The sequence below is a fragment of the Variovorax sp. Soil_C_26 genome (assembly GCF_057657075.1).
In genome coordinates, this window is the sequence record NZ_JBDGJC010000006.1 from 189,445 (window position 1) to 203,361 (window position 13,917).

The window sequence follows — 13,917 nt, forward strand, 5'->3', positions numbered from 1 at the left end:
GCAGGCCGTGCACGCGAAAGAGACGCATGGCTTTTGGTGCTCCTTCCCTCAAAGGCCGGGCGCTGCGGCTCCTGAGCCAGCGCGAGCATTCGCGCGCGGAACTCGAACGCAAGCTGGCAAAGCACGAGGAAGAGCCCGGCACGCTGGCCCGCGCGCTCGATGAACTCGCCGCCAAGGACTTCATCAGCGAGCCGCGGGTGGTGGCTTCGGTGCTGCACCAGCGTGCCGCGCGCTCGGGCGCATTGAAGGTGCGGCAGGAGCTGCAAGCCAAGGGCATCGCGCCCGAAGCCATCGCCCAGGCGGTGGCAAGCTTGCAGGACACCGAAGTCGAACGCGCCACCGCGCTGTGGCGCCGCCGTTTCGATGCGCCGCCTGCCGATGCGAAGGAGCGGGCGAAGCAAACGCGGTTCCTGCTCGCGCGCGGTTTCTCGGGTGCGGTGGTGGCCAAGGTCCTCAGGAGCGATTTCGATGAACCCACAGACGACGAATGACGAAACCCACGGCGCGCCATCGCGCGTCGTCACGCAGCGCGTGACCTGCGACTGGCGCCGCGCCTATGCACTCGCCGCCGATCCGGCGCGGCTGCCCGACTGGGCCAGCGGCCTGGCCCAAAGCGCGCTGGTGCCGCAGGGCGATCACTGGACGGTGAGCACGCCAGAAAGCGGCGAGGTCCGCATGCGCTTTGCGCCCGCCAACGACTTCGGCGTGCTCGACCATTGGGTGGCGCCCGAAGGCGTGCCCGAGGTCTACCTGCCGTTTCGCGTGATCAGCGTGGCGCCGGGCGTGTGCGAGCTGCAGTTCACGCTGCTGCGGCAGCCGCACATGGACGATGCCGCGTTCGAGCGCGACGCCGACTGGATCGCGCGCGACCTGCAGTCGCTGCGCCAGCTGCTCGAAGCGGCCTGACGCGCGGTTCGCTGTTGGGCGTCTGAGCGGCGCTCAGAGCGCCAGCATCAGCTTGAGGTTCTGCACCGCGGCGCCGCTCGCGCCCTTGCCGAGGTTGTCGAGCCGCGCGATCACCACGGCGTGGTGGTGGTCTTCGTTGGGGAACACGCGCAGCTCGAGCTGGTTGGTGTCGTTGAGCGCCAGCGCGTCGAGCTTGCCGTCCTCGGTGGGCGGCAGCACCTTGACGAATTGCTCAGGCGTGTTGCTCTTTGCATAGTGCGCGGCCAGGGCCTCGTGCAGGTCGCCGGCCTTGGGCTTGCCGGGCAGCAGGTCGAGGTGCAGCGGCAGCTGCACGAGCATGCCCTGCTTGAAGTTGCCGACCGAGGGGATGAAGACGGGCCGGCGGGTGAGGCCGGTGTACGTCATGATCTCGGGGATGTGCTTGTGCTTGAGGCCGAGCGCATAGGTTTCGAACAGCGCCGCCTCGCCCTTCTCGTAGGCCTCGATCATGGTGCGGCCGCCGCCCGAATAGCCGCTGACCGAGGGCAGCGAGATCGGGAAGTCGGCCGGCAGCAGGCCCGCGTCGACCAGCGGACGCACGATCGCGATGGCACCGGTGGCGTAGCAGCCAGGATTGCCGACGCGGTCGGCCGCGGCCACGGCCTGCCAATGGCCGGCGACGAGTTCGGGGAAGCCGAACACCCAGCCGGGCGCCACGCGGTGCGCGGTGGAGGCGTCGATGATCTTGGGCTTCTTGCCGGGCAGCTGGTCGATCAGCGCGACCGACTCGCGGGCCGCATCGTCGTGCAGACACAGCACCACGAGATCGACACCGGCCATGAGCTCGCGCTTGGCGTTGACGTCTTTTCGCAGCTCGGGCGCAATGCTCACGAGTTCGATCTGCGGCATCGTCTGGAGCCGCTCGCGAATTTGCAAGCCGGTGGTACCGGCTTCGCCGTCGATGAAAACCTTGGCCATGATGGGGTGCCCGATGTGTACGTATTGACCGCAACCGCGCGTCGAGTATTGGTGCGGCGCACCATGATACAGTCCGCGGTTGTTCGCCGCCCCCAGCCGCCAGGCTGCCGTCGCCCGCGAGCAACAGAGCAGAAACAGCTTCAGACGCCAGATCTCCCGTTCTCAACCCCCTCCTTCCGAGAGACATCCCTCATGAAGATCCACGAGTACCAAGGCAAGGAAATTCTTGCCAAGTTCGGCGTGCCGGTGCCGCGCGGCATTCCGGCCTATACGGTTCAGGAGGCGGTCGAGGCCGCCCAGAAGCTTGGGGGCCCGGTGTGGGTCGTCAAGGCCCAGATCCACGCGGGCGGCCGCGGCAAGGGCGGCGGCGTCAAGGTGGCCAAGTCGATCGACGACGTCAAGAAGCTGGCCGGCGAGATCCTCGGCATGCAGCTCAAGACGCACCAGACCGGCCCCGAAGGCCAGAAGGTGCGCCGCCTCTACATCGAAGACGGCGCCGACATCCACAAGGAATACTACGTCTCGGCCGTGACCGACCGCGCGACGCAGAAGGTCGCGTTCATCGCCTCGAGCGAAGGCGGCATGGACATCGAGGAAGTGGCCCATTCCACCCCCGAGAAGATCATCACGGTGTATGCCGATCCCAAGGACGGCCTGACCGACGCGCAAGCCAAGGAAATCGCCGACGGCATCGGCATGCCGGCCGATTCGACCGCGCAGACGGTCGACATCCTGAAGAAGCTCTACGCCTGTTACATGGAGACGGACGCCTCGCTGGTCGAGATCAACCCGCTCAACCGTGACAGCAAGGGCAAGGTCATGGCGCTGGACGCCAAGTTCAACTTCGACAGCAACGCGCTGTTCCGCCACCCCGAGATCGTCGCTCTGCGCGACCTCGACGAAGAAGACCCGGCCGAAGTCGAGGCCTCGAAGTTCGACCTGGCCTACATCAGCCTCGACGGCAACATCGGCTGCCTGGTGAACGGCGCGGGCCTGGCCATGGCCACCATGGACACCATCAAGCTGTTCGGCGGCGAGCCGGCCAACTTCCTGGACGTGGGCGGCGGCGCCACCCCCGAGAAGGTCACCGAAGCCTTCAAGATCATGCTGAAGAACAAGAACGTCGAGGCCATCCTCGTCAACATCTTCGGCGGCATCATGAAGTGCGACACCATCGCGACCGGCGTGATCGCAGCCTGCAAGGCCGTGAACCTGCAAGTGCCGCTGGTCGTGCGCATGAAGGGCACGAACGAAGCCGAAGGCAAGAAGCTGCTGGCCGATTCGGGCCTGCCGATCATCAGCGCCGACACCATGGCGGACGCGGCCCAGAAGGTTGTCGCAGCGGTCAAGAAGGCCTAAGGAACAAGTCATGTCGATCTACATCAACAAAGACACCAAAGTCATCACGCAAGGCATCACCGGCAAGACCGGCCAGTTCCACACCGAGAAGTGCCAGGAATACGCGAACGGCAAGAACGCCTTCGTGGCCGGTGTGAACCCCAAGAAGGCCGGCGAGTCGATCTTCAACATCCCGATCTTCGGTTCGGTGAAGGAAGCCGCCCAGCAGACCGGCGCCACCGTGTCGGTGATCTACGTGCCGCCGGCAGGCGCAGCCGCCGCCATCTGGGAAGCCGTCGAGGCCGACCTCGACATGGCGATCTGCATCACCGAAGGCATTCCGGTTCGCGACATGCTCGAAGTGCGCAACAGGATGAAGGCCAAAGAAGCCGCCGGCGGCAAGAAGACGCTGCTGCTCGGCCCGAACTGCCCCGGCCTCATCACGCCCGACGAAATCAAGATCGGCATCATGCCCGGCCACATCCACCGCAAGGGACGCATCGGCGTGGTCTCGCGTTCGGGCACGCTCACGTACGAAGCCGTGGCACAGCTCACCGAAATCGGCCTCGGCCAATCCTCGGCAGTCGGTATCGGCGGCGACCCGATCAATGGCCTGAAGCACATCGACGTGATGCAGGCCTTTAACGACGATCCCGATACCGACGCCGTCATCATGATCGGCGAGATCGGCGGCCCCGACGAAGCCGACGCGGCCCGCTGGTGCAAGGACAACATGAAGAAGCCGGTCGTCGGCTTCATCGCCGGCGTCACGGCGCCTCCGGGCAAGCGCATGGGCCACGCCGGCGCGCTGATCTCGGGCGGCGCCGACACGGCCGAAGCCAAGCTGGCCATCATGGAAGAGTGCGGCTTCACCGTGACCCGCAACTTCTCGGAACTGGCCAAGCTGCTCAAGGCGAAGATCTAAGCTTTCGCGTCCTCGCGCAACCACGCCAAAAGAAAAGCGCCCGCATGACCTGCGGGCGCTTTTTTCGCTGCGGGGCCATCGCGCAAGGCAGTACGCTCATGATCAGGCCCATGGAACACTTTTCGATCATCGTCATGCTGCGGCGCGCCTGAACCAAGATGGCGACTGCCGGCGCGTCCTTCTTTACCGCACGCCCCCCGCTTCACTGGGAGTTCGCGGCGCTGACCGATGTCGGCCTCGCGCGCACCCACAACGAGGACGACCTGCTGGTCGACCCGGCGCTTGGCCTGGCGGTGCTGGCCGATGGCATGGGCGGCTACAAGGGCGGCGAGGTCGCCAGCGCCATGGCCGTGTCCCTGGTGCAGGCCAGCTTTGCGCGCTGGTTCGCACAGGGCGGGTTGCAGGCTCCAGGGCGCGTGGTGCGCCGCGCGCTGCAAGCGGCCACCGACGAGGCGAATGCCGCGATCCTCGGCGCCGGCATCCGCAATGCCGATCTCCAGGGCATGGGCACGACACTCGTGCTGGCGGCCTTCAGGCCGCAGCGCGTGCTGGTCGGCCACATCGGCGATTCACGCTGCTACCGGCTGCGCAACAACAAGCTCGAGCAGCTCACGCGCGACCATTCGCTGCGGCAGCAGCAGCTCGACGCCGGGGCGATCACCGCCGAGGAAGCCCTGGTTTCCCCGCACCGAAACTTGGTGACGCGCGCCGTCGGCGTCGAGCCGCAGGTGGTGCTCGAGACCCACGAGCACACGGCCCGGCCCGACGATCTCTACCTGCTTTGCTCCGACGGGCTCAGCGAGATGATTCCGGATGCGCAGCTTTTCACGCTTTTGACCCAGGACATCGGGCTGCAGCAGAAGGCCTCGCTTTTGATTGCAGTTGCAAACGACAATGGCGGCCGCGACAACATCGCTGTTGTCCTGGCCAGGGCGCGCACAGAAAACGACGCGCCGGAAGCCGCATAGTTGCAGGCTTGGCGACGGCGCGTCGCCCCGGCCTGCGGTCGACACAGGAAATCATGCAATCGGGGACTCGGCCATGCCGAAAATGATCATTGCGATCGAAGGTGAGGTCGTCGGGCAATTGGCGCTCGCCAAGGATCGGACCACGCTCGGACGGCGCGCCTACAACGACATCGTGATCGACAATCCCGCTGTCAGCGGCGAGCATGCGCTGCTCCACATGACGCGCGGCGGCGAAGTCGAAATTGAAGACCTCAACAGCACCAACGGCACCTATATCAACGGACACGTGGTCCAGAAGCAGGTGCTTCGGGAGAACGACGTCATCGACATCGGTGGCTGCCGGATCCATTTCCGCGCGCGCAACAACCCGGCGGCAAACGCAGGGGCAGCGCTCGAAGCGTCCGTCAGCAGCGGCTTCCCCGAGCCCATCTCGCTGTCGTCGGCGCCCACGGAGGCCGGTGCCTTGGTCGGTTTCGGCACGCCAGTGCTGCGCGTGCTCTCGGGCAGCGAGCCCGGCCAGGAGCTCCCGCTGCAGAAGGTGGTCACCACCATCGGCCGGCCGGGCGTGGCCGTGGCGGTGGTCACGCGCCGCCGGCAGGGCTATGTGGCCGCCAGCGTCATGGGCGCCGTCACGCTCAACGGCGCGCCGCTTGGCACCGAAGCCGTGGCGCTGCAGGAGCGCGACGTGCTCGAGCTCAGCGGCGAGACACGCATGGAATTCGTGCGGGTCTGACGGGCCTCGCCTTGCTGCACGCCCTCGCGAGCGTCTGACGCGATGAAAGCGCTGGGGCGACACTGGCCGCGCATTGCCATCACGCTGCTGCCCGTGCTGGTGGCGCTGACCCATGCCATGGGCGCATGGCACCTGAACGCGCTCGACCGCCTCGACCGTCTGATCTACGACACCCGCCTGCGCGCCACGATGCCGCGCACCTTCGATCCGCGTATCGTGATCGTGGACGTCGACGACGACAGCCTTGCACGGCAGGGCCAATGGCCCTGGGGGCGCGACACGCTCGCCCGGCTCACCACCGAACTCATGCAGCGGCAGCAGGCCGCCGTGGTGGGATTCGACGTGATGTTCATCGAGCCGGACCGCAGTTCTGGCCTGGACCAGCTTCGCCAGATCGCCCGCGGTCCGCTGCGGGACGTGCCAGCCCTCGGCGCCGAAGTGGAGCGGCTCGCGCCCGTGCTCGACAACGACCTTGTCTTCGCCAGGGCGCTCGAAGGCCAACCCGTGGCGCTCGGCTACTACTTCACGCGCACCGAAACACCGACCGCGAAGGGGGCCTTGCCGGCGGCCCCGCTGCTCGAGGCCGGCGCGTTCCCGCCCGGCAGCGGCTACGCCACCGGCTGGAACGGCTTTGGCGCGAGCCTGCCCGTGTTGGCAGCCGCCGCCCCGGCCTCGGGTTTTCTCAACACGCTCCATCACGCGGCCAGCGACGGCGTCATTCGTTCCGTTCCGCTCATCGCCCGCTACCAGGGAAAGCACGGGCAGCCGGGCTACTACGAGTCCTTCGGGCTCTCGGTCTACCGGCTCGCCAGCGGATCGCCGGCCGTGCTGCCGGCCTTTGTGGATGGGGCCGGTGAGACGCGGCTCCATTCGCTGATCGTCGGCGACCTGCGCGTGCCCGTGGACGACGCCGCTCGTATGCAGGTTCCCTACCGGGGCCTCGGCGGCGCGCAGGGCGGATCATTCCGCTATGTGCCAGCCGCCGCTGTGCTGGAAGGACAACTCGCCCCCGGCGAACTGCAGGGGCGCATCGTGCTCGTGGGGGCCACGGCGCCTGGCCTGCAGGATCTGCGGGCCACGCCCGTGAGTTCGGCGTTCCCGGGCGTCGAGGTGCATGCCAACCTCGTCTCGGCCATGCTCGACCGCCGCCTGCTCACCGTGCCCGACTACGCCACAGGCTACGAGGTGCTCAACATCATCGCCGCGGGACTCATCCTCGCGCTGGGCCTCACGCTGCTCCAGGCGCCGCGGGCCGTGCTGCTCGGTATCGGCACCATCGCCGTCCTCGTGGGGGCCAACAACTGGCTCTACCTCGGCTTCGGCCTTGTGCTGCCGTTGGCCTCGATGCTGGTCATGGCGACGTCAGCCTTCGTCCTCAACATGGGGTGGGGCTATTTCGTCGAGGCCCGCGCGCGGCGCGGTCTGGTCCGGCTGTTCGGCACCTACGTGCCCCCGCAACTGGTCGACGAGATGCTGGTCAAGCCGGGGCGCTACAGCATGCGCGCCCAAAGCAGGCAAATGACCGTGATGTTCTGCGACATGCGCGAATTCACACGCATCTCGGAGCACATGCCGCCGGCCGATGTGCAGGCCTTCCTCAACAAGCATTTCAGCCGCCTTGCCAGCATCATCAGCACCCACCGCGGCACCGTCGACAAATACATGGGCGACTGCGTCATGGCGTTCTGGGGCGCGCCCATCGAGACGGCGGACCATGCCACCCTGGCCGTGCGCGCCGCGCTCGACATGGCGCAGGCCGTGCGCGAACTCAACAGGAGCCATCTGGCCGACGGGCGGCCCGAGATCAGCGTGGGCATCGGCATCAACAGCGGCGTGATGAGCGTGGGCGACATGGGTTCGGCGGCGCGCCGCAGCTACACCGTGGTGGGCGACGCGGTCAACCTCGCCTCGCGCCTCGAAGGACTGAGCGCTTACTACGGCGTGGAGATCGTCGCGAGCGGCGCCACGCGTGAATTGGCGCCCGGGTTCGTCTGGCAGGAACTCGACAGCGTTCTCGTCCGGGGCAGGGCGCAGCCGGTCTCGGTCTTCACGCCGCTGGCGCTCGAGCCCGGGCAGGAATCGGACGAGAACCACCTCCAGTCCGAGACACTGCAGCGCTGGGCCGGGGTGCTCGCCGCCTACCGCAGCCAGGACTGGGCGACCGGCCGAAACCTGCTCGACCCTTTGCTCGCCGAGGATGCCAAAAAAGTCCTTTACCAGCTCTACGCGCAGCGTTTAGCCTCAATGGCGTTGCGGCCCCAGGACCCTGAGTGGGATGGTGCAACCCGGTTCGAAAGCAAATGACCACGCACTGAAGCAGGGGGTCTTCCACAATGCAGGTTCGCGTGCTGGGTTGCTCTGGTGCCATTGCCAAAGACTGTCGCACCACCTCGTTCCTGGTCGACACCGACTTGCTCGTCGATGCCGGCACAGGCGTTGGCGACCTCACGCTCGACGAAATGGCGCGCATCGACGACGTGGTGCTCACCCACTGCCACCTCGACCATATCGCCGCGCTGCCGTTGCTGCTCGATGCCGTCGGCGGACGCCGCAACCGGCCGCTGTCCGTGCATGCGCTGCCGGCCACCATCGCGGCGCTTCGCGCCCATGTGTTCAACAACGTCATCTGGCCCGATTTCGAGCGAATCCCGAGCACTACTGCGCCCTTCGTCAGTTTTCACGAGATCGCCGTCGGGCAGAGCCTGACGGTCGGCAGCGCCATCGCCAAGCATGTCGAGGTCCTACCGGCCGTGCACACCGTGCCGGCCTGCGGCTTCGCCGTCTGCCACGCCGGTGGCGGCGCCTATTGGGTCTTCTCAGGCGACACCGAACGCAACCCCCCGTTCTGGGACCGCATCAATGCACTCGACGTGGCCGTGCTCGTGATCGAAACCGCCTTCAGCAACCGTGAAAAGGCACTCGCCGAGCGCAGCCTGCACCTGTCGCCCCTGGCACTCGCCGAAGAACTGGCCCACATCGATCCGGGCAAGCACTACCCGATCTACATCACCCACACCAAGCCGGCGGAGACCGAAGAAATCATGAGCCAGATCCAGGTGCTGAACGGGCAGCTCGCAGGGCTGGGGCAGCGGGATATTCGGTGGTTGAAGGCGAGTGGGGTATTGAGTCTTTGAGGCGAGGCCCGCTTGAGCGACATCTTTGTCGCTGGCGCTGAACAAAGTTGTCGCTGTTTGTAAAGGATCGGAAATTTATCACTTGGTTTGTTTGCAAAGCGCTCCGCATTGCGGGTGGCACAGATGCTGCGGAATGCATCGCAGCTTCGGCGCGGTGCCGGGGTGGTTAGCAAACCAATCGGGAGTGATAAATGAAGCGTCTTTCTATTGCACGTCATGTGCAGAAGGGTTTTACCCTTATTGAATTGATGATCGTGGTGGCGATCATCGGGATTTTGGCGGCTATTGCAATTCCTCAATACCAGACCTACGTGGCGAAATCGCAAGTCTCTCGCGTGATGGCAGAGGCAGGTGCAATGAAGACCGCTATCGAAGCCTGCATCCTTGAAGGGAAGACTGCCGTGGGGATCGCTGCCGGAGAATGCGACCCGCAAGCGACTGGTTCCAACTTGGTAACGGGCACCACTCAAGGGAACGCCATTCCGACTGGTACAGGTGTCCCGCAGGTCACCAATCCGCTCGTCGCCGCGACAACGATTACCGCCACGTTTGGCAACAACGCAGCAGCGGCTCTAGCAGCGGCCAATTCAAACCAGCTCCGTTGGACTCGTGATGCGAACGGTTCATGGTCTTGCACGACCAGCGTCTTGGCAAAATACCGTCCCTCTGGCTGCTCTGCTGGCCTTTGATGGCCTTTAGCTTCTTCTCAAAAGCCGCCTGCAAGGCGGCTTTTATATGTACCTCTCCTGCAGATCCGTATCCGCGCAAATTTGCTGCAGCTTCCTACTCCACAGTCGTCACTTCCCGCCAATTCAACAAGCGCAGCGACGACCCTTTGCCGAAATCGATCTTCGGGTCAGGTTTTTCGGCATTGACGTCGCCTCCCATGCCGCGGGTTTTTCCGTTTTGGTTGTAGATCTGAAGGTCGATGATGGCCGAACCATGGCTGTAATACGCCGCTCCGTTCACCAGCGCTGTGATTCCCGAGCCGAAGTTCACTGCGTAGATCCGGCTTTGACCCGATGGGCTGCATGCATTGCCCGTCGTGAGCAGGCTCGAAAACAGCACCACACCGTTGAACGAAGTCGGGTTCAGCACCATGCGCCAGGCGATGGTCGTGTCTTTGCCGAGATCGTGGAACCAGCCGCGCGTGTCGCCGAAGCTGACGGGTGTTGTCTTTTCTAAGTTGGCTTTGGTGATCTCGGTCAACATGCTGCGCGTGATGGGGTAGGTGCCACCCGTCGCGAAGCTCGCCGCATTGCCATCGACGATCGCATAGAAGCTCTGCATGGCCGTCGAGCTGATGTCCACGGTATCGAGCAGTTGGCCGGTTCCGAGCAGGACGTAGCGCTTCTTGGTCTTCGGATCGATCTCGACCAAGGGCTGGGTCGTGATGGGCTGCGGATTGCCGTTGGTGTTCGCGTCGGTCAGCGTCGCGAGCTTCAGGGGCGCGGGGTAGTAGCCCGAGCTGCCTTTGGCGGCTGTCACGTCGAACCGCCAGAGTTGCCCGTTCAGGTCGCCGGCATAGATGGCATCGGCGGTGCCGTCGGTGAAGTCGGTGATGTAGGCGGTCGCCTGTGCGAGTCCGTCCGACGCATTGCCGGTTTGCACTTTCTCGAGCAAGGCACCGGTCCTCGGGTTCACGAAGTAGACGTAGCCGAAGCCGTCGCCGTTGTTGTAGCCTGAGGTGAGCACCACCACCCAGCCGTATTTCTTCGTCTTCAGCACGATCGGCGTACCGAAGCTGAAGCCCAGCGTGTTGCCGACGCCTGCCGTGGCCGCGGTGAACTCCCAGAGCACCTTGGTCTTGACGGTGTCCTCGGTCAGCATGTTGGCGGGGTCGGTGATGTCGATGGCGTAGAAGCCCTTGCCGCCCTTGCCAAGTCCGCCGATCAGCAGGGTGCGCCAGTCGGCACCGCTGCCGCTCGCCGTGGTCGTGAAGGTGCCACCCGCGCTGTTGAAGTCGATGTCGAAGGCCCTGGGCGTCGCGTCGACGTAGTAGCGGTGCTCGTAGTCGGGATTGCCGAGTTGGCGCAGCCCGTCGACGGTCGGCGTGGCCGGATTGCTCGGGCCCGAGAACAGGGGGCTGGGCACGTAGGCGAACTGTTCCTTGCCGGCGTTCGTGCCTTCAAGGGCACCGTTGAAGGCGTGCAGCATGCCGTCATTTGCGCCCACGTAGACCATGGTCGGCCGGCTGACGTAGGTTTTCTTGAACGCGGCGTATCCCGGATTCACGGTATTCGAGAGCGGGGCCGCGGGCGGGCCCACGGGCGTGACCTTGGCGTTCACGACGTCGCCGAGCAGCAGCGTACGACGGCGGTAGGGCTTGGTGTCGTCGGTCGCGGTTCGTTCCTTGCTGCGGTCTCCGCGCAGGTAGTTGAGGAAGTCCGTGCTGTCGTTCCCCGCGGCCCAGGGCGTGTCGAGCGCGGACAGCTGTGCCGATGTGACGTTGCCGGCGCGGAACGGCACGCCGGCCGTGCCGTTCCAGGTCACCACCTGGCGCGCGGTGTCCCAGCCGGTGCCGGTCAGTTGATCCTCGAGCGTCTTGGCGGTGTTCCAGCGCTCGGTGGTGGTCGGAACGTCGTTCGGAAAGGTGAGCAGGCTGCCGCTCACGACGCCGGTCCATCCGTTGGAGTCGTATTGGGCCGCATAGGACGCGGCACCCGACGACGAGATCTGCGCGCCCGACAGCGAGAACGAGGTGGTGAAGGACTTGATGGCGTTGGCAATGCTGGCGAAGGCGCGGGTCAGGCCGTCCACCATGGCGTCGGGCCGCCCGGCCGTGAAGTAGTTGTCCGGCCGTGGCTGGGTCGTGCCCGAGCCGCGCGTGTCGGTGAGCATGTCGGTGCTGGTCGCCCACCAGGCCTGCGGGATGGGGCCCGTGAAGGTGTAGGGATCGAAATCCTTCAGGTCGGAGGGGATCTTGAGACCGCCGAACTTGGCGGCCAGATAGAACTGGTTGTTCGCCTGGAATGCCTGCTCGAGCACGTCGACCCAGTAGGTCTGGACCGTCTGCTTGCCGATCGTGTTGGGCTGATTGGCCACGTCAGGACGGATGTCCTTGGCGTTGGCGTCATAGGCGAGCCCGGCCATGCGCGCCGAATTGTTGCTGCAGCAATTGTTCGAGATGTTCGTTCGCGTGCCGAGGTTGTCGCCCATGCCCTGCAATTGGCCCACCTTGTTGGTCGCCGTGACTGCGTTGACGGAGGCGTCCTTTTCTACCTTGTCCGGCAGGGCAGGCTCGTCGGCCCGGTTCGTGTTGCCCGGCACGTTCTTGTCGCCGTGGGTGTAGATGTCACCGATGCCCAGCACGAAATTCCGTTGGCACGAATACTGGATGGGATCGTCCCAGTTCTTGATGACCGGAAAACCGTCGAGGCGCGTGGCGGTGGTGGCTTTGTCCGTGGTGTTGAGGTTGCTCCACTCCGGCACGTTGCCCAGGTTCCGGAAGTAGCGCAGCGCGGCGTAATAAAGTTCGCTGACCGGGTCGTTCGACTTGTAGTTGCCCGGGACCAGCTGGCCGAACTTGTTCAGGTAGTTGATCACGCCGCTGTCGCTGATCGTCACACCGTTGGCGTTGGTGTCGGAGGCGTCCTTGGAATCAGGGTTGGGGACGAAGACCCCGTTCTCGTCCCACTCCCTCAGCAGGTTGGTGACGTCCGGAACCCCAGGCTCCGGCTTCGTCGGACCGACGAATTTCTGACGCGCCCGCAACACGGCGCCATCGCGCCCATTGCCGGTTTCGTTGAGGTAGCCGAAGGCGCTGAAGCGCATCCTTCGCGCGTACTGCTGGATCAGGCCCTCGGGCTTCCAGCCGGATGCGTACTGCTTGCAATTGCTTTCCACGCCACCCGGAGCGGTCGGCACGCACACCCGGTTGCGCATCGTGTAATCCTTGGAACCCGCCGCGCTGACATTGCTTGTGAAGATGCTGAAGGCATCGTCGCCTGGCTTCTTCCACCAGAACTGCAGCGTTGCATCGCCACTGTTCTCGTAGTACTCGATCTTGACGTCGAAGCTCTGCCCCGCGGTCAGGGTCACCGTCGTGTCGTAGTTGGTCGCACCCTGATCGATCCACTTGTCGATCTTGAGAACGTTCGAGATCCACAGGCGCACGCCGTCGTCCGCACGGACGCGGAAGGTATAGGTGCCGGCGGTGGGCGCGGTGAAGGTGCCCGTGTACCGCGCGGTGAAGTTGTTCGCGCCCACATCGGATACCGGCTCTTTCGAGCCCCACGTGTGGTCGGCGGTGTCCTCGGCCACAGTTGCTGTCGGCTTGCCGGAGAAGCCCTTGTTGGCGTTCTTGTAGTACTCGCCCTTCAGCGCCCCGCCAGTGGTGGTGACGCGCATTGCATAGGCCAGGCCATTGACTGCGACGGAAAGGCTGGTCGCGGAGATGAAGGGGGTTGCGCCGGCGATCTCGGCCACAGGCAAGGTGCGGTCGGGGAAGAGGCCCTGACCCGAGTGGTAGCCTTTTTCGAGGATGGTCTCGCTGGGCGTGTCCACCACGCGTCGGCCGCCGGTCATCGCCCATCGGAACGGATCGATGGTCGCGGTCGCGGCCCAGTTCAGGAAATTGCCGCTCCAGGTGCCGGTGACCGCATTGCACTTGCGCCCCGTGGCGACGCCCGTCGGGTTGAAGTAGCTCTTGTCGCCGGTGTTGGTTTCGTTGCGCGTGGTGTCGGCGACGTAGCTGTAGCACTTGTTGGGATCGAAATAGCCCAGGAAGGTGCTGGCGCTGGAATAGTTCGCCGTGTGTGCCGTGCGCGAGGCGGTCGGCCACTCCACTGACAGTGCCAGTGCCAGGTTGCCGGGCACGTTCGAGGTCGAGAACACCGGCTGGTTCGCCAGGCTGGCTGCATGGACGGCGCCGCCCAGGCCCAGCAGGCATGCAGCGGCGGCGAAGGCCCGGGTCAGGCAAGGCACAGGAGCGGACGATGAGTTCATGGCAAGTGC

General features: G+C 65.2%; 11 protein-coding genes. 9 read left to right on the forward strand and 2 right to left on the reverse strand.

Features of this window, described 5'->3' with window-relative positions; genetic code table 11:
• The first annotated feature begins 26 nt into the window (after positions 1 to 26).
• Complete coding sequence (gene recX / locus AC3A6G_RS18685) at positions 27 to 491, forward strand: recombination regulator RecX (protein WP_487860829.1); 465 nt, start codon at positions 27 to 29, stop codon at positions 489 to 491.
• Positions 469 to 906 carry an SRPBCC family protein gene (locus AC3A6G_RS18690; RefSeq protein ID WP_487874294.1) on the forward strand — a complete coding sequence of 146 codons (438 nt, stop codon included), beginning with the start codon at positions 469 to 471 and terminating at the stop codon, positions 904 to 906. Before recX ends, AC3A6G_RS18690 begins: the two co-directional genes overlap by 23 nt.
• A gap of 33 nt (positions 907 to 939) precedes the next feature.
• Here AC3A6G_RS18690 and argC read toward each other — a convergent pair whose 3' ends face one another.
• Entirely contained in the window at positions 940 to 1,863 is a 924-nt protein-coding gene (gene argC, locus AC3A6G_RS18695; RefSeq protein ID WP_487864530.1) for an N-acetyl-gamma-glutamyl-phosphate reductase, read from the reverse strand.
• Between the two features lie 192 nt (positions 1,864 to 2,055).
• On the opposite strand from argC, the gene sucC reads away from it, so the two are divergent.
• The 7 genes from sucC (at position 2,056) to AC3A6G_RS18730 (ending at position 9,650) form a co-directional block, all read left to right on the forward strand.
• Positions 2,056 to 3,222 (forward strand): ADP-forming succinate--CoA ligase subunit beta, encoded by a 1,167-nt coding sequence (gene sucC / locus AC3A6G_RS18700; RefSeq protein WP_487860832.1) that lies wholly within the window; start codon positions 2,056 to 2,058, stop codon positions 3,220 to 3,222.
• Positions 3,223 to 3,232: 10 nt separating this feature from the next.
• Positions 3,233 to 4,126: a succinate--CoA ligase subunit alpha gene (gene sucD / locus AC3A6G_RS18705; RefSeq protein WP_487860833.1), complete on the forward strand. Its 894-nt coding sequence runs from the start codon at positions 3,233 to 3,235 to the stop codon at positions 4,124 to 4,126.
• Positions 4,127 to 4,284: 158 nt separating this feature from the next.
• Positions 4,285 to 5,094: a Stp1/IreP family PP2C-type Ser/Thr phosphatase gene (locus AC3A6G_RS18710; RefSeq protein WP_487874295.1), complete on the forward strand. Its 810-nt coding sequence runs from the start codon at positions 4,285 to 4,287 to the stop codon at positions 5,092 to 5,094.
• A gap of 73 nt (positions 5,095 to 5,167) precedes the next feature.
• Positions 5,168 to 5,827 (forward strand): FHA domain-containing protein, encoded by a 660-nt coding sequence (locus AC3A6G_RS18715; RefSeq protein WP_487874296.1) that lies wholly within the window; start codon positions 5,168 to 5,170, stop codon positions 5,825 to 5,827.
• 42 nt (positions 5,828 to 5,869) lie between these two features.
• Positions 5,870 to 8,131, forward strand: a complete 2,262-nt coding sequence (locus AC3A6G_RS18720; protein ID WP_487874297.1) for a CHASE2 domain-containing protein — start codon at positions 5,870 to 5,872, stop codon at positions 8,129 to 8,131.
• Positions 8,132 to 8,160: 29 nt separating this feature from the next.
• Positions 8,161 to 8,961, forward strand: coding sequence for a 3',5'-cyclic-nucleotide phosphodiesterase (locus AC3A6G_RS18725; RefSeq protein ID WP_487874298.1), 801 nt, complete (start codon positions 8,161 to 8,163; stop codon positions 8,959 to 8,961).
• A 191-nt stretch (positions 8,962 to 9,152) separates the two neighbouring features.
• Positions 9,153 to 9,650 carry a pilin gene (locus tag AC3A6G_RS18730; protein ID WP_487874299.1) on the forward strand — a complete coding sequence of 166 codons (498 nt, stop codon included), beginning with the start codon at positions 9,153 to 9,155 and terminating at the stop codon, positions 9,648 to 9,650.
• Between the two features lie 94 nt (positions 9,651 to 9,744).
• On the opposite strand, the gene AC3A6G_RS18735 is transcribed toward AC3A6G_RS18730, so the two are convergent.
• Positions 9,745 to 13,908: a PilC/PilY family type IV pilus protein gene (locus AC3A6G_RS18735; protein ID WP_487874300.1), complete on the reverse strand. Its 4,164-nt coding sequence runs from the start codon at positions 13,906 to 13,908 to the stop codon at positions 9,745 to 9,747.
• Between the last annotated feature and the right edge of the window lie 9 nt (positions 13,909 to 13,917).